Annotated in this window: 16 protein-coding genes; 6 read left to right on the top strand and 10 right to left on the bottom strand. The window is 69.6% G+C overall.

The features are described 5' to 3' along the window. Positions 1-7 precede the first annotated feature (7 nt). The 3 genes from disA to C3E79_RS09310 form a co-directional block, all read right to left on the bottom strand. Positions 8-1069, bottom strand: coding sequence for a DNA integrity scanning diadenylate cyclase DisA (disA, locus tag C3E79_RS09320; RefSeq protein WP_108404654.1), 1062 nt, complete (start codon positions 1067-1069; stop codon positions 8-10). A gap of 10 nt (positions 1070-1079) precedes the next feature. After that, the gene (gene radA / locus C3E79_RS09315) at positions 1080-2462 is read right to left on the bottom strand and encodes a DNA repair protein RadA (RefSeq protein ID WP_108404653.1); all 1383 of its coding nucleotides are present in this window, start codon (positions 2460-2462) and stop codon (positions 1080-1082) included. Between the two features lie 68 nt (positions 2463-2530). Then, positions 2531-3112, bottom strand: coding sequence for a hypothetical protein (locus C3E79_RS09310; protein ID WP_108404652.1), 582 nt, complete (start codon positions 3110-3112; stop codon positions 2531-2533). 202 nt (positions 3113-3314) lie between these two features. On the opposite strand from C3E79_RS09310, the gene C3E79_RS09305 reads away from it, so the two are divergent. Genes C3E79_RS09305 through rlmB form a run of 5 tightly spaced genes read left to right on the top strand, consistent with a single transcriptional unit; the run spans position 3315 to position 7542 of the window. Then, positions 3315-3899, top strand: a complete 585-nt coding sequence (locus C3E79_RS09305) for a CarD family transcriptional regulator (RefSeq protein ID WP_108404651.1) — start codon at positions 3315-3317, stop codon at positions 3897-3899. 24 nt (positions 3900-3923) lie between these two features. Beyond that, positions 3924-4658 (top strand): 2-C-methyl-D-erythritol 4-phosphate cytidylyltransferase, encoded by a 735-nt coding sequence (gene ispD, locus C3E79_RS09300; protein ID WP_235840616.1) that lies wholly within the window; start codon positions 3924-3926, stop codon positions 4656-4658. Further along, positions 4655-5143 (top strand): 2-C-methyl-D-erythritol 2,4-cyclodiphosphate synthase, encoded by a 489-nt coding sequence (gene ispF, locus C3E79_RS09295; RefSeq protein WP_108404649.1) that lies wholly within the window; start codon positions 4655-4657, stop codon positions 5141-5143. Before ispD ends, ispF begins: the two co-directional genes overlap by 4 nt. Positions 5144-5153: 10 nt before the next feature. Then, a complete protein-coding gene (gene cysS, locus C3E79_RS09290) occupies positions 5154-6584 on the top strand; it encodes a cysteine--tRNA ligase (RefSeq protein WP_108405149.1) in 1431 nt (476 codons plus the stop codon). Then, complete coding sequence (gene rlmB / locus C3E79_RS09285) at positions 6577-7542, top strand: 23S rRNA (guanosine(2251)-2'-O)-methyltransferase RlmB (RefSeq protein ID WP_108404648.1); 966 nt, start codon at positions 6577-6579, stop codon at positions 7540-7542. Before cysS ends, rlmB begins: the two co-directional genes overlap by 8 nt. On the opposite strand, the gene C3E79_RS09280 is transcribed toward rlmB, so the two are convergent. Genes C3E79_RS09280 through C3E79_RS09265 form a run of 4 tightly spaced genes read right to left on the bottom strand, consistent with a single transcriptional unit; the run spans position 7539 to position 10936 of the window. Next, positions 7539-8327, bottom strand: a complete 789-nt coding sequence (locus C3E79_RS09280) for a CE1 family esterase (RefSeq protein ID WP_108404647.1) — start codon at positions 8325-8327, stop codon at positions 7539-7541. The two genes, rlmB and C3E79_RS09280, sit on opposite strands and share 4 nt — an antisense overlap. An 8-nt stretch (positions 8328-8335) precedes the next feature. Beyond that, positions 8336-9193, bottom strand: coding sequence for a metal ABC transporter permease (locus tag C3E79_RS09275; protein WP_179948280.1), 858 nt, complete (start codon positions 9191-9193; stop codon positions 8336-8338). Beyond that, positions 9190-9888 (bottom strand): metal ABC transporter ATP-binding protein, encoded by a 699-nt coding sequence (locus C3E79_RS09270; RefSeq protein ID WP_179948279.1) that lies wholly within the window; start codon positions 9886-9888, stop codon positions 9190-9192. Before C3E79_RS09270 ends, C3E79_RS09275 begins: the two co-directional genes overlap by 4 nt. A 16-nt stretch (positions 9889-9904) precedes the next feature. Then, positions 9905-10936, bottom strand: coding sequence for a metal ABC transporter solute-binding protein, Zn/Mn family (locus tag C3E79_RS09265; RefSeq protein WP_108404646.1), 1032 nt, complete (start codon positions 10934-10936; stop codon positions 9905-9907). 70 nt (positions 10937-11006) lie between these two features. On the opposite strand from C3E79_RS09265, the gene C3E79_RS09260 reads away from it, so the two are divergent. Next, positions 11007-12131, top strand: a complete 1125-nt coding sequence (locus tag C3E79_RS09260) for a LacI family DNA-binding transcriptional regulator (protein ID WP_108404645.1) — start codon at positions 11007-11009, stop codon at positions 12129-12131. On the opposite strand, the gene C3E79_RS09255 is transcribed toward C3E79_RS09260, so the two are convergent. The 3 genes from C3E79_RS09255 to C3E79_RS09245 are packed head-to-tail and all read right to left on the bottom strand — an operon-like array spanning position 12058 to position 14560. After that, entirely contained in the window at positions 12058-12804 is a 747-nt protein-coding gene (locus C3E79_RS09255; RefSeq protein WP_108404644.1) for a trehalose-phosphatase, read from the bottom strand. The two genes, C3E79_RS09260 and C3E79_RS09255, sit on opposite strands and share 74 nt — an antisense overlap. After that, the gene (locus tag C3E79_RS09250) at positions 12801-13262 is read right to left on the bottom strand and encodes a hypothetical protein (RefSeq protein ID WP_108404643.1); all 462 of its coding nucleotides are present in this window, start codon (positions 13260-13262) and stop codon (positions 12801-12803) included. Before C3E79_RS09250 ends, C3E79_RS09255 begins: the two co-directional genes overlap by 4 nt. After that, positions 13259-14560 (bottom strand): alpha,alpha-trehalose-phosphate synthase (UDP-forming), encoded by a 1302-nt coding sequence (locus tag C3E79_RS09245; protein ID WP_108404642.1) that lies wholly within the window; start codon positions 14558-14560, stop codon positions 13259-13261. The genes C3E79_RS09250 and C3E79_RS09245 overlap by 4 nt, the downstream gene beginning before the upstream one ends. Positions 14561-14569: the final 9 nt, after the last annotated feature.

Here is a 14569-nt window from a genome sequence, read left to right as displayed (position 1 = left end):
AGGGGGGCTAGGCCATCCTCCGCAGGCCCTCGTAGATATGGCGGGCCCACAGCGGGGAGACGTGCTCGGCGCCCGCGAGGCGCTCAGGGTCGGCGGAAAGGAGCTCGGCGAGGGTCCCGAACTCCGCCACCACGTGGTCCATGAGAAACTTCTGCACCCGTGGTACGCGCGATAGCGCGCGATAGCCGCGGGGCGCGACCGATTGCATGAGGTTTTCCTCCGTCGCCGGCAGCCCGAGCGCCCGCGCCAACAACGCGGTGTTGAGCAGCTCGGAGTCCGGCAGCTGGCCAAGCGACGCGAGCGCCTCGGCGACCTGCTCGTCCCCGGGCACGGTGGCCGCGGCGATGTAGTCGCGCACCAGCATCTCCACGTCCTCGTCGATGGTGCCGCGCAGCTCCGTGAGCTGCAGGGCGAGCTGGCGCGAATCCACCCCGAGCTCGACGATGCCGCGGTCCATATCCCCCACGGCGCGTTGCAGCATGAGCTGGCGCTGCAGCACGTTTAAGACGTCGGCCACCGTGGCGTAGTCGTTCATCTCGGCGACGAAGAGGCGCTGGCCCGCCAGGTCGAGGCGACCGCGGTAGCGCTCGACGGTGGAGAGCGCTTGATTGGCGCGCGCGGTGAGCACAGCGGGCTCGTCGAGCAGGTGGCGCTGTCCGTGGGCGTAGAGAGTCAGCGTATTCATCGACGCGGAGACCGAGACGGTGGGAACCCCGGTGTGCAGGGCGGTACGCTCGGCCGCGCGGTGGCGGGTGCCCGTCTCCGCCGTCGGGTAGGACGGTGAGGGCACGAGCTGCACGTTGGCGCGCACGATGCGAGAGAGGTCGCTGGATAAGACCACGGCGCCGTCCATCTTGCTGAGCTCGCGCAGGAGGGTGGGGCTAAACGGCACGTCGAACTCGATGCCGCCGTCGCAAATATCGACGACCGCGTCGTCGTCGCCAAGGACGATGAGCCCGCCAGTGTGCCCGCGCTGGATGCGCTCCAAGCCGTCGCGCAGGGCGGTACCAGGGGCGAGCAGCTCGAGGGTGTCGCGGAGGCGGGCGCTGGGGTCGCTGGGGGTGGTCATAACCGCGATTTTACGCCCCGCCCACCAGCGAGATCGCCTCAGCAACGGTGGAGACTCCGTGCACCTGGATGCCGGCGGCGCGCACGGTCTCACCCGCGGGGACGATGGCGCGGTCAAACCCGAGCCGCGCCGCCTCCTGCAACCTGCGCGCGAGGTTGGGCACCCGCCGGATCTCACCGGCCAAGCCCACCTCGCCGATCACGACCGTCTTGGTGGGAAGTGGGCGCTCGTGCAGGCTCGACCACGCTGCCAGAGCCACGGCGAGGTCGGTCGCCGTCTCCGTGATCCGCACCCCGCCAACCGTGGCCACGTAGGCGTCCTTGTCGTTGGTGCGCTCGCCGCACCTCGCCTGCAACACCGCGAGCACCATGGGCACCCGGTTGGCGTCGAGGCCTGTGACGACGCGGCGCGGGCTCTTGTTCACCGGATCGACCGTGAGCGCCTGGACCTCGGCGAGGATGGGGCGCACCCCGTCCATCGCCACCGTGACGGCGGATCCGTCCGGGGTCTGTCCGCGGTGGGATAAGAAGAGCCCCGAGGGGTCCGGGACCTCGCGGATCCCGTCGGCCGTTTGTTCGAAGCAGCCGACCTCGTCGGTGGCGCCGAAGCGGTTTTTCATCCCGCGCAGCATCCGCAGGCTCGACTGCTTATCTCCCTCGAAGTTCAACACGACGTCCACGAGGTGCTCCAGGACGCGGGGGCCGGCGACGTTGCCGTCTTTGGTCACGTGCCCGACGACGAAGACGGGGAGGTTCGTCGTCTTCGCCAGAGTGGTCAGGGCGGCGGTGACCGCCCGCGACTGCGCCACGCCCCCGGCAACCCCCTCCACGCCCGGTGCGTGCATGGTTTGCACCGAGTCGACCACGAGCAGCGAGGGAGCGACCTGCTCGACGTGGCCGAAGACCACGTCGAGGTTGCTTTCCGCCGCGAGGTAGAGAGAGTCTTTCAGCGCGCCCGTTCGCCCAGCCCGGGCGCGGACCTGCCCGGCGGACTCCTCCGCGGTGACGTAGAGGGCCTTGCGCCCCGGGTGGGCAGCCCAGTGGGATGCGACCTCCAACAACAGGGTGGACTTGCCCACCCCCGGCTCGCCGGCGAGCAGCACAACTGAGCCCGGGACGACGCCGGAGCCGAGCACCCGGTCGAGCTCGGCGATGCCGGAGGAGAGCGTGTCGGTGGCGGCCGCGTCCACCGCGGTGATCGGCCGCGCCGGGGAGGCGGGGGCGAGCGCGGTGACGGGCTGGGCCCCGCGTGGGCCGGAGGCGGCCGCGGCGGCCAGCGGTGTCTCCTCCTGCAGTGTGCCCCACTGGCCGCATTCCGGGCAGCGCCCGAGCCACTTCGGGGAGGAGTAGCCGCATTCGGTGCACGTGTGAATCACGCGCTGTTTCTTCGCCATGCTCGACACTCTAGGGCACTGTGCGGACAGGCCCCTAAGGCCGCGAGGCGGAGAGGGGAGCCGGTGCGCTAGTGCGAGTGGCCGGCGTGCGCGGAGCCGCCCTCGGCCGGGCCGCGGTCGGATTCGCCGGAAGCGAGGGTCGGGGCGGAAATCGCCGCGTCGGTCTCCACCTTGCCCGAATCGAAGGTGAAGGTCACGGGAACGTTGCCGCCGTAGGCGAAGCCCTTGTTGGCCACGGAGGTTGCGACGTACTGGATGCAGTCGCCCTCGGCCTGCGGCAGGGCCTTGATGCCCGCGGCAGAATCGCCCACCACGGTGCACTTCGAGGCGATCTCGCGGGGCGCCGGGGTGAGCTCGACGCTCACGCCGTCGACGGCGGCGGTCAGCAGGCGGTGGGGCTTCATCGAGGAGTCCTGGTTGACGGCGGTGAACTTCAACGCGGCCTGGCCGTCCTCGCTGAGCACCACGGTGACGTCGTGCACCGCGACCGCGCCGCTTTCGCTTTCGGTGCTGGCGCCATCGACAGCAGCGACCTGCGAGGAGGTCTGCGTGATCTGGCCCGCGGAGCAGGAGGCAAGCAGCACGGCGGATGCTGCAACGGCAACGCCGGCGGCGCCCGGCTTCAGTGACTTCACTTCGATGACCTCCATCAGTCAGTAAACAACGAACAAAAAGAAGGGAGTTTCTCTGGTTAACACTAGTGCTTGTCACCGCGAATGTCCCAGTTGCGCGGGTGTGGTGGGGGCAACCGGTCTCCGCGGGGCGAGCGGGCGGGCCCGCGATGGTAGAATCGGCGGATTGATAAGCCCGCTACCACGAAACACGCCCCGGCAAGGAGAGACGGAAAAAGACATGGAATTTAAGGTCGGAGAGGTTGTTGTCTACCCGCACCACGGCGCGGCTCGCATCAAAGACATCGAGCAGCGCGAGATGGGCGGGGAGACCCTCGACTTCCTCGTGCTCCAGATCCTCCAGTCCGACCTCCAGGTGCGGGTGCCGGTGAAAAACACCGAGCTCGTCGGCGTGCGCGACGTGGTGGGCGAAGATGGCCTGCGCAAGGTCTTCGCGGTGCTGCGCGAGACCGACGTGGAAGAGGCCGGCAACTGGTCCCGCCGCTACAAGGCGAACCAGGAGCGCCTCGCCTCGGGTGACATCAACAAGGTCGCCGAGGTCGTGCGCGACCTGTGGCGCCGCGATCAGGGCAAGGGCCTCTCCGCCGGGGAGAAGCGCATGCTGGGCAAGGCGCGCCAGATTTTGGTTGGCGAGCTCGCGCTGGCGCAGCCGGTCGACGAGGCGAAGGCCAATGACATGGAGGCCAAGCTCGCCGAGATCATCGAGCGCCAGGTGGCCCAGGGCGTGGCCATCGCGCCGAGCGATGCGTTCGATGACGACGTTGACCTCGACGACCTGAGCTTCGACGACGAGCATGACGAATAGTCGGCGCGCGGGATGGGCCGCGAGGTGGGTCTAGAGAGCCGGCGCGTCGTCGCGCTCGTCGCCGCCGCGGGGAGGGGTACCCGCTTAGGTGCCGCGGTGCCGAAGGCATTTGTGCCCCTGCGCGGGCGCGCGCTCGTGGAGCGCTCTGTGGCGGCGCTGGAGAACTCCCAGATCGTTGACGAGATCGTGGTGGTGGTAGACCCCACCATGGAGCCGCTCGCCCGCAGCGTGCTGCGCGGGCATCGTGTGCGCTTCGTCCCCGGCGGGGCCGAGCGGGCCGATTCCATCTGGGCGGGGTTGCAATCTATCGCGGCCGACGACGCGGTGGTGGTGGTCCACGATGCCGCCCGCGCGCTCACCCCGCCGGGGATGATCGCTCGGGTGGTGCGCGCCGTGCTCGACGGCGCCGCGGCCGTGGTGCCCGTCGTGCCGGTGGCCGATACCATCAAGACGGTGCGCGGCGATACCGTCACCGGCACGCCCGATCGGGCGTGCCTTCGCGCGGTGCAGACCCCGCAGGGCTTTGACCTGCGCACGCTTCGGGCGGCGAATGAGGCCTACTTCTCCGGCGCGCCCGGCTTCACGGCGACTGACGACGCGAGCCTGGCCGAGTGGTTTGGGGTGGAGGTGAAAACGGTGCAGGGCGACCCAATGGCGTTTAAGATCACCACCCCCATTGACCTGCGCTTGGCGTTGAGCGTGACAGAAGAGGCCGAGCCGACCATTTTCGAGGTGCCGGGGGAAGAGCTAAGGAGATGACCACGATGAATAACCTGCGCGTGGGCACGGCGTTCGATGCCCACCAGATCGAGGCGGGCAAGCCGTGCTGGATCGCCGGGATCCTCCACGACGGGGTCGATGGCTGCGAGGGGCATTCCGACGGCGACGTCGTCGCCCACGCCGTTGTTGACGCGGTGTTGTCTGCGGCCGGGCTGGGGGATTTGGGTTCTTTCGTCGGCGTGGGCAGGCCCGCCTACGACGGGGTGAGCGGGGTTGCGCTCCTGCGCGAGTTGCGCGAGCTTATCGACGCCAAAGGGGCCGTGATCCTCAACGTCTCTGCCCAGCTCATCGCCCAGAGCCCGAAGATGGGCCCGGTGCGCGCGGCCGCCGAGGCGGCGCTCACGGAGGCGCTGGGTGCCCCGGTGAGCGTGAGCGCGACGACGACGGACCACATGGGCTTTACGGGCTCCGGGCAGGGCCGCGCGGCGATTGCCACGGCGTTGGTGGATGTAGGGGGCGTCTAGACTGGTGGGCGTGACTTCCGGAAACCTACGCATCTTTGACACGGCCGCGCGCCGCTTGCGCGACTTCGAGCCGGTTCGCCCGGGCCACGTGTCGATCTACCTGTGCGGCGCGACCCCGCAGGCCGCGCCGCACATCGGCCACCTGCGCTCCGGGGTCGCCTTCGACATCGTGCGTCGCTGGTTTATGGCCAAGGGCTTCGACGTCGCCTTCGTGCGCAACGTCACGGATATTGACGACAAGATCCTGTCCAAGGCCGAGGCCCACGGCAGGCCCTGGTGGGAGTGGGTGTCCACCTATGAGCGCGAGTTCGCCCGCGCCTACGACACGCTCGGGGTGTTGCCTCCCTCGGTGGAGCCGCGCGCAACGGGGCACGTCACGCAGATGGTGGACTACATGAGCAGGCTCATCGCCGCCGGGTACGCCTACGCCGCCAACGGCTCCGTCTATTTCGACGTCGACGCCTGGGTGCGCGCGGAAGGCAGCGACTACGGCGCGCTCTCCGGCAACCGGGTCGACCAGATGGAGCAGGGGGAGCCAGATGGCTACGGCAAGCGGGGTGCGCACGATTTCGCGCTGTGGAAGGCAGCGAAGCCGGGAGAGCCGTCGTGGCCGACGCCGTGGGGGCCGGGCCGGCCCGGCTGGCACCTCGAGTGCTCGGCGATGGCGACCTGGTACCTCGGCTCCGAGTTCGACATCCACGGCGGCGGCCTTGACCTGCAGTTTCCGCACCACGAGAACGAGGCTGCGCAGTCGCACGCCGCCGGTGATGGGTTCGCGCGCTATTGGATGCACAACCACTGGGTGACCATGGCGGGCGAGAAGATGTCGAAGTCCTTGGGCAATGTGTTATCCATCGACAACATGCTCACCATGGTGCGCCCCGTCGAGCTGCGCTACTACCTCGGCTCGGCGCATTACCGCAGCGTGCTCGAGTATTCCCCGGAGGCGCTCACGGAGGCCGCCGCGGGGTACCGGCGCATCGAGGACTTTCTCGCCCGCGTGGGCATGCCCGAGGCGACCGAATGGACGCAGGATTTCGAGCGCGCGCTTGACGACGACTTCTCGGTGCCCCGCGCGCTCGCAGAGATCCACCGCGTCGTGCGCGAGGGCAACAAGGCCCTGGCCGCCAAGGACGACGCGCTCGCGCGCCAGCGCGCCGGGGAGGTCCGGGCGATGGCGGGGGTTCTCGGCATCGACCCCGGGGCGTGGGCCGATGGGGCGTCGACAAGCGGGGCGAGTGCCGGCGACGCCGCGATGGCCGCGCTCGGTGTGCTCGTTGACGCGGAACTAGCGCGGCGCACGCAGGCGCGCGCCGAGAAGGACTGGGCGGTGGCCGACGAGGTGCGCGACCGGCTCGCCGCCGCTGGAATTGTTGTGACCGATACCGCCGACGGCCCGCAGTGGGCATTACAAGACGAGGAGCGAGACCGCGATGGCTAAACCCTACCAGCGACCCGATGTGATGAAGACCAAGAAGAAGGGCGCGACGAAGGGCTCGGGCGGGCAGCGCCGGCGCGGTCTCGAGGGCAAAAAATCGACGCCGAAGGCGGAGGACCGCGTCTACCACGCCGCGCACAAGCGCAAGCTCGAGCGCCAGCGCCGCGACTCCGGCCGCCACGAGCGGGAGAAGGCCGACCTCGTGGTGGGCCGCAACCCCGTCGTCGAGTGCCTGCACGCCAAGGTGCCGGCCGAGGCTCTCTACGTCGCGCTGGGAACCGCCCACGACGATAGGCTCTCCGAGGCCGTGACCCTGGCCAACTCCAAGGGCCTGCCCATCCACGAGGTGCCGCGCCACGACCTCGATACGATGACCGGCAACGGCATGCACCAGGGCATCGGGTTGAAGATCCAGCCGTATAAATACGCGGACGTCTTCGACCTCATCGCCGGGGTGAAAGACCGCGGGGAGACCGGCATGTTCGTCGTGCTCGACAACATCACCGATCCGCGCAACCTCGGCGCGGTGATCCGCTCCACCGCCGCGTTCGGCGGTCACGGCGTGATCATCCCGGAGCGCCGCTCCGCCCAGGTGACGGGCGTGGCGTGGCGCACCTCGGCGGGTACCGCGGCGCGGCTTCCCGTGGCCAAGGCCACCAACCTCACCCGCACGATCAAGGAGTTCAACGACAACGGCTACGTCGTCGTCGGGCTCGATGCGGGCGGCGAGCACACGCTCGATACCTTCGACGGCGGGGCCGATCCCGTGGTCATCGTCGTCGGCTCCGAGGGCAAGGGCATCTCGCGGCTCGTGCGGGAGAACTGCGATGTCATCATGTCCATCCCGACCGCTGGCTGGGTCGAATCCTTAAACGCATCGGTCGCGGCCGGGGTGGTGCTCAGCGAGTTCGCTCGCCAGCGCCGCGCGGCCGCCGGGCGGGCGGACACCGCCGGTAGCTAGAGGCCGAAGAAGTCGCGCATAAGCTCCGCGCCGACGACGGCGTCGGTGCCCGGCCCGATCCGCGGATCCAGCCGCTTCGGCGACGGCACGAGGTGGCCCATTCCCTCGATTGAGACCAGCTCGACGGGGTGATCGCCGCCGAAGGTCTCCACCTCCACGCCGGGCGCCGGGTGGGCGAGGGAGTGGGATGTCGAGCCGTTGAGGCGAGCGAAGTAGCGCGCCGTGGCCGCCGCGGAGCGCACCGTGCCCCGGTTGGCCGCGCCAAGCCCCGCCTCACCACCGCCGTACGGCACGATCGGGTCGGCGGTGCCGTGGACGATGAGCAGCGGGGTGGGGGCGTAGTTCGCGGTGGAGACGGCAAGGTTGTCGTCGGTGGGCATGAGGGAGCCGAACATGGCTACCCCGTCGAGGGTGCTGGGGGCGTCGAAAAGCATGCGCAGCAGCATCTGCCCGCCGTTGGAGAAGCCGCAGCCGATGACGCGGCGCGGCTGGTAGGACTCGATGAGGGTGCGCAAAAACCCCACGTCGTCTATGCCCTCGGTGCGGGCGGATTCGTGGAAGCCCGTCCGCAGGTCGTTGAAGTGGTGGCCGACCCCGTCGGGGTAGATCACCGTCGTGCCGGGTGCGGCCAGGGCGTCGAAGGTGTGCGCGGTGAAGTTGCGGGCCACCGCCCCGGATTGGCGGGAGCCGTGCAAGAACATCACGAGCGTGTCGGTAGGACCGGCGCCTGGGACCTCGATGACGCGGCGGACGCGGCCCTGGTGCTCGATGTGGCGGATCGGCATGGCGGTGCCTAGGCGGGGATGTGCGCGCGCAACCGGCCCGCCCGGGCGTATTCGACCGCGCGGCAGGCGACGTAGATGCCGAAGGAGACAAACGCGACCGTCACGCTGATCGGGATGCCGGGCGCGAGCGAGAGCAGCATCCCGCCCACCGACGCCGTCAGGGCGAAGGCGGTGGAGTAGCCGACGGCGGCCAGCGGGTTATCCGTAATCGCCACCGCGGAGGCGCCCGGAGTAATCAGCAGCGCCATGACGAGCAGCGCGCCGACGATCTGCACGGCCTGCGCGGCGGCGAGACCGAGCAGCACGGCGAAGGCGACTGCGTAGAAGCGCACGGAGACGCCGCGAGCGGCGGCCATCACCGGGTCGATCGAGGCGAAGAGCAGCGGGCGCCAAAGCAGCGCCACCGCGGCGATGACGGCGGTGGTAAATACCGCCAGGGTGATGACGTTGGCGTTGCTCACACCGGCGATCTGGCCGGTGAGCAGCGACATCGATTTCGTCGAGTTACCCGGGTAGATGTAGATGCACAGCACGGAGACGCCCATGCCGAAGCTCATCACGGCGCCGATTGCGGAGTCGTTCCCGCCGCGCAGCCCTAACAGGACGAACAGCGTCGCGGCGGTGATCGACCCGGCGATCGCGCCGAAGGAGAGATTGACCCCGGCTACGAGCGCGATCGCCGCGCCCATCATCGCCAGCTCCGAGGTCGCGTGCACCGCGAACGACATCTGGCGGATGACAACGAGCGGGGCCAGGACGCCGGAGAGCAGCCCCAGCAGGGCGCAGGCGATGAGGGAGGTAACGACGAAGTCGAAGGTCAGGAGGTGGACGGTATCGGCGTAGAAGTCGCTCACCACGCGGGTCATACAATCACCGTCTTTCCGTGGACGCTGAGCACGTCGACGTGGGTGCCGTAGAGCTCGCTGAGCACGTCGGAGCGCAGCACCTCGCGGGCGGGGCCGACGACGTGTCCGTGGGGGCCGAGGTAGAGCACCTTGTCCACCACCTCCATGACGGGGTCGATCGAGTGGGTCACCATGACCACCGCGGCGCGAGCCGAGGCGAGGCGCTCGACGGTCTCGCGCTGGCGCGAGGCGTCGAGGGAGAGCAAGGGTTCGTCGGCAAGAATGAGCTCTGGGTCGTTTGCGAAGGCCTGGGCCTGGCGCACGAGCTGTTGCTGGCCGCCGGAGAGGATGCCCACTCGGGCATCCGCGAGGTGGCCTGCGCCGACGGATTCGAGCAGCTTATCGACGTCCCCACGCCGCGCCCGCCTGCCCGCGAGCAGGCCGTGGGAGAGCGTGAGCGAGACGATGTCGCGGGCGCGCACCGGCAAGTAGCGCGGGAACATCCGCTGCTGGGGGATAAACCCCACGCGCTCCGGCATGTCCACGCTCCCGCCGCTGGGCTGGCGCAGCCCGAGCATGGTGGTCAAAAGCGTCGACTTGCCGGATCCGTTCGGGCCGAGCACTGCGATGAACTCGCCGCGGGTGATCTCGAGGGAGACCCCGGACCACAGCGGCTCGGCCGAAAGGTTATTCAGGCGGGCGATGACGTCGTGCACGTGCGGGTACCGGGTGCTATGCCTTCAACGCCTCGGCCAGGGACGCGGCGATCTCGTCGAAGTAGTCGAAGAAGTCGGCGCCGCCCTGCGGGGTCTCCGCGATGTCGACGACGGCCACGCCCTTGGCCTTAGCGGCCTCGAGGATGCGTTCGGTGAGCGCGTCGGGGGTCTGCGGGTTGTTGATCACGAGATCAACCTCGCCGTTTTCGATCATGGTGATCAGCTCGGCGACCGAGGAGCTGGCGGGCTCGTTTTCGTTGAGGGTGGCCTGGCGGAACTCGGCCGGGGTGACGTCGTTGAGAGCGGTGGCCTCGATGATCGCGTCGGCGATCGGGTGGGTCTGCGCGACGCGGGCGCCGGGCAGGGCGTCGAGCTTGGACTGGATCGCATCGAGCCGCTTGGTCACCTCGGCGGTGTCGGCGTCGTGGCCCTCCTTCTCGGCGTCGGCGGCGAGCTTGTCCGCGACCTCGCGCACGGTCTTGGTGTCGTACCAGACGTGCTCGTTTTCCCCGTCGGCGTGGTCGTGCCCGGCGTGGTCGTGCCCGGCGTGCGCCGCGTGCTCCTCGGGGCTCTCGCCCTCGTGGCCGGCCGGCATTTCCTCGGACGCGTGGTCGTGGCCGGCGTGATCGTGCCCTGCGTGGTCGTGCCCGGCGTGCGCGTGGGCGCCGTCGACGAGCGGGATCGCGCTGATGACGTTGGCGGGGTCGGCGGCGCTGTAGATGGCGTTGTCGTACGCGCCGCCGTTGGCGACGAGCAGGCCCGCCTCGGTCACCTTGGCCAGGTCCGCGGCGGAGGGCTCGAACTCGTGGGGGTCGGTTGCCGGGTTGGAGATGACGGCGGGGACCTCCTCGCCGAGCACGGCGCCGGCGACGTCAGCCCACACGTTGGTGGTTGCTACCACGGTGGTGGTCTTGGCTTCGGGGGAGCCGCTAGCTTGCGGTGCCGCGTTATCTGACGGCGCGTTGCCTGCGGAGCAGGACGCGATGAACAGGGACGCTGAAGCGGCGACGGCGAGGGAGGCCGCGCGCATAGGTGTGGTCGAAAGCATAAAGCCTATTTAAACACTAATGAAAAGTTATTTCAATTGAAAGCCTATTGGCACTGTTAGGATAGCACGCATGCCCGAACGGTCCCGCCGCCCGCGGCGCGTCTCCCCGAACACGCTGGCCTCAATCGCCGCGGAGCTCGGCGTGTCCCGCACCACCGTCTCCAACGCCTACAACAGGCCGGACCAGCTCTCGGAGGAGTTGCGGGAACGCATCTTCGCCGCCGCCCGGAAGCGGGGCTATTCGGGGCCGGACCCGACGGCGCGCTCGCTACGCACGCGCCGCGCGGGGGCCGTCGGAGTGATCCTTACCGAGGCACTGCACTTCGCCTTCGAAGACGAAGCATCCGTCGACTTCCTCGCCGGTCTCGCCCGGCAGACTCGGTTATGCCTCACCCTCATCCCCGTGGGCCCGGAAGAGGCCAACCCCGCGCTGGTCACGGGCGCTATCGTTGACGGGTTTATCGTCTATTCGGTCCCCGCGAAAGATCCCCACCTCAAAGCCGCCTACGAGCGCGGCCTGCCGGTCGTCGTGTGCGACCAGCCGACCGGTGAGCCTGGCGCGCACTTCGTGGGCATCGACGACGCAGCCGCCATCACAAAGGCAGCGCGCGTGCTTATCGACGCCGGGCATCGCCACATCGGAATCCTCACCAAGCGCCTGTTCTCCACCCCGCGCAACGGCCCCGTTAACCGCCCCGAGCTCGCCGACGCCGACCTCCACGTCCAACGCGCGCGGGTGCGCGGCGCCCTCGACGTCTTCGACGCCGCCGGGGTGGGGGATGTTCCGATCGTGACCCGCCACCTCAATGACAGGGACAGCGCCGCGGGGGGCGCCGGCGAGCTCCTTACAGCCCACCCCGAGCTCACGGCGGTGCTGTGCACCACCGACTCGATGGCGCTCGGGGTGTTGGACTACTGCGCGGCGGCGGGGATAGACGTGCCCGGCGAGCTCTCGGTCACGGGCTTCGATGCCACGGCAGCCGCGCGCGCGGCTGGCCTGACCACCGTGGAGCAGCCCAACGTGGGCAAGGGGGAGGCGGCCGGGGCGATGCTGCGCTCGCTCATCGAATCCCGCGACCCGCGCCGCGAGGCTCCGCGCGAGGTGATCCTGCCGACGCGTCTTATCGCCGGGCGAACCGTGAGCGCGCCGCGGCAAGGCGCCCGAGCACCCCGGCAAGTTCCTCGACGCCCGTGACTCGGTGGGCGGCGATCGAGGGTTGCGAGCCGACCTTGACCCCGACGTCCGCCGGGCCGAGCACGCCGAGGGCGGTTTCGTCGGTCCGGTCGTCCCCGGCGAAGAAGGTGGCGTCGAAAAGCGCCTTGTGCTCGCCCAGCCACGAGCCCTTCGTCACCTCGAGGGCGGAGAACTCCACGATGTTGTGCCCCTCGACCACGGGCCTGCCGCCGGTGTCGATGGCGCGGGCGCGCTCGAGCACGGCCTGCGCCGCATCCGGGTCCCGCTCGGCGAGGCGGGCGGCATGGATCACGCGCTGGTAGGGCTTGACCTCGACAAACGCGCCGGGCACGACGAGGCGCTCGAGGCGGCGCTCGATGTCGGCAAGGTAGGCGGCGTCCGCCTTACTCAGCACCGGGGGATGGGCGGATTCGGCGCCGTGGGAGCCGACGATCACCGCCGGATCCCCCAGCGGCAGGACGCGCCGCAGGCCGTCGAGGTGGCGCCCGGAGAGCACGGCGACCTGCGTGGCGGGCAGCGCCATGAGGGACGTCAGCGCCTCGATCGCCCCCGGGTGCGCGCTCACGGCGTAAGGGTCGGGGCCGAGCTCGCAGATGGTGCCGTCGAAGTCGACGCAGACGAGAAGGCGCGGGGCGGCGGCGATACGCTCAACCGCGGCGTCGAGGCCCGTCACAGCGCCATCACCCTTATCGACGCCCGATCAACCGCATCCCCCACCACAGTCAGCGTCGCCTCCCGCTCGCCGAACATCCGCACGTCGAACTGGGCCCCTTCCGTCAACAGTCCGGTGAGCTGGTCGTGGACGTGGCGCGAACCCCCGTCGCACGCGCCCACCTCACCGAGCTCGACCTCGTGAAGAGTGAGGCGGTCCGGGTCCTGATCGCCCCTCTCAACCCTGGCTCGCAGCGGTGCGCAGCCCGTCGTTGCCCGCAGCGAGGATCCGCTCACGCGCAGCTCTGCCTTGCCCGCGGCATCCGCCGGCAGCTCGCCGGGCCACAGGGGATCGGTGTGCACGGCCACCACCTGCCAGGTCTGCCCGATAAGCGGGGAGTCCTGCGCGTCGCTGCCGCAGCCGGGAAGCGCCAGCGAGGCCGCCAGCGCGAGCGCAATCGGTGCACGCCGGGAGTTCATAGCGCCCCCAAGAACTCGCGAGCCCAGTCGAAGACGTCGTGGCCGAGGACGGCGCGGCGCATCGCGCGCATGTCGTCCACCCGCGCGTCCCGGTGGTCACCCACGGCGGCAGTGATCGCTTCCTGGATCGACCCCACGTCAAAGGGGTTGCACAAGTGCGCGCGGTCGAGCTCGACGGCCGCCCCCGCGAACTCGGATAGCACCAGGGCCGCGTCGTCGGCGCAGCAGGAGACGAACTCCTTGGCCACCAGGTTCATTCCGTCCTTAAACGGAGTGACCAACATGACGTCGGCAGCGCGGTAGTAGGTTCCCAGCTCCGCCTTGGGCACGGGGCGATGGATGTAGTGCACGATCGGGCGGCCGACCTCCCCGAAGCGCCCGTTGATGCGCCCCACCGCCTCCTCGACCTCGCGGCGGGTCTGCTGGTAGTGCTCGATGCGTTCCCTCGACGGGGTGGTGAGCTGGACGACAGCGACGCGCCCAAGCGTGCCCTGCTCTAACAGGCACTCTACGGCCAAGAGCCGCTGCAGGATGCCCTTGGTGTAGTCCATCCTGTCCACCCCGAGCATGACTGTCTCAGGGGCGCCCAGCCGCTCGCGCAGCGTCTCGACGTCCTCCTGCCCGCCCGGGCGGATCGCCTGCGGGTCGATGGAAATGGGGAAGGTGCCAGACCTCGGCCCGGAGGGACCGACGAGGGCGCGGAAGTTGCGCTCGTCTTCCTCGCGTTGGAACCCGATGAGGTCGCAGCCGGCGAGTCCGCGGGTGATCTCGTCGCGCCACGGCAGCTGCCGGAAGAGGTCGGGGGAGGGAAACGGGATGTGGAGGAAGAATCCCACTGTGACGTCGGGGCGGGCCTGCTTGAGCAACCCGGGCACGAGCTGGAGCTGGTAGTCCTGTACCCACACCGTCGCGCCGGGGGCGGCGGCCGCCGCGGCAGCATCCGCGAACTTCCGGTTGACCTCCTGGTACGCCTCCCACCACGCGGCCTCGTAGGACGGGGCGACGATGAGGTCGTGGTAGAGGGGCCACAGGCTGGAGTTGGAAAAACCCTCGTAGAAGTCCTCGAACTCCCGCGCGCTGAGCGCAACGGGACGCAGCGAGATGCCCTCGAACTCGAAGGGGGCAATCTCTACGTCGGGCTCGCCGGGCCACCCCACCCAGCAGCCCGAGCGCTCGCGCAGGACCGGGGCGAGCGCGGCCACGAGACCGCCGGGGGAGGCCTGCCACCCCGACGGGGCTGCTGTGCGGTCAACCGGAAGCCGGTTGGCCACCACGACAAACGCGTTGTCGCGCGTCATCTCCCCGGC

Source organism: Corynebacterium liangguodongii (assembly GCF_003070865.1).
GTDB lineage: Bacteria > Actinomycetota > Actinomycetes > Mycobacteriales > Mycobacteriaceae > Corynebacterium > Corynebacterium liangguodongii.
The sequence above is the reverse complement of the archived record's forward strand: the minus strand, read 5'-3'. Positions and strand labels throughout refer to the sequence as shown.

Excerpts from the sequence above, each read along its gene's own strand:
- disA (WP_108404654.1), bottom strand. The coding sequence starts at position 1,069 with ATGACCACCCCCAGCGACCCCAGCGCCCGCCTCCGCGACACCCTCGAG.
- radA (WP_108404653.1), bottom strand. The coding sequence starts at position 2,462 with ATGGCGAAGAAACAGCGCGTGATTCACACGTGCACCGAATGCGGCTAC.
- C3E79_RS09310 (WP_108404652.1), bottom strand. The coding sequence starts at position 3,112 with ATGGAGGTCATCGAAGTGAAGTCACTGAAGCCGGGCGCCGCCGGCGTT.
- C3E79_RS09305 (WP_108404651.1), top strand. The coding sequence starts at position 3,315 with ATGGAATTTAAGGTCGGAGAGGTTGTTGTCTACCCGCACCACGGCGCG.
- ispF (WP_108404649.1), top strand. The coding sequence starts at position 4,655 with ATGACCACGATGAATAACCTGCGCGTGGGCACGGCGTTCGATGCCCAC.
- rlmB (WP_108404648.1), top strand. The coding sequence starts at position 6,577 with ATGGCTAAACCCTACCAGCGACCCGATGTGATGAAGACCAAGAAGAAG.
- C3E79_RS09280 (WP_108404647.1), bottom strand. The coding sequence starts at position 8,327 with ATGCCGATCCGCCACATCGAGCACCAGGGCCGCGTCCGCCGCGTCATC.
- C3E79_RS09275 (WP_179948280.1), bottom strand. The coding sequence starts at position 9,193 with ATGACCCGCGTGGTGAGCGACTTCTACGCCGATACCGTCCACCTCCTG.
- C3E79_RS09265 (WP_108404646.1), bottom strand. The coding sequence starts at position 10,936 with ATGCTTTCGACCACACCTATGCGCGCGGCCTCCCTCGCCGTCGCCGCT.
- C3E79_RS09260 (WP_108404645.1), top strand. The coding sequence starts at position 11,007 with ATGCCCGAACGGTCCCGCCGCCCGCGGCGCGTCTCCCCGAACACGCTG.
- C3E79_RS09250 (WP_108404643.1), bottom strand. The coding sequence starts at position 13,262 with ATGAACTCCCGGCGTGCACCGATTGCGCTCGCGCTGGCGGCCTCGCTG.
- C3E79_RS09245 (WP_108404642.1), bottom strand. The coding sequence starts at position 14,560 with ATGACGCGCGACAACGCGTTTGTCGTGGTGGCCAACCGGCTTCCGGTT.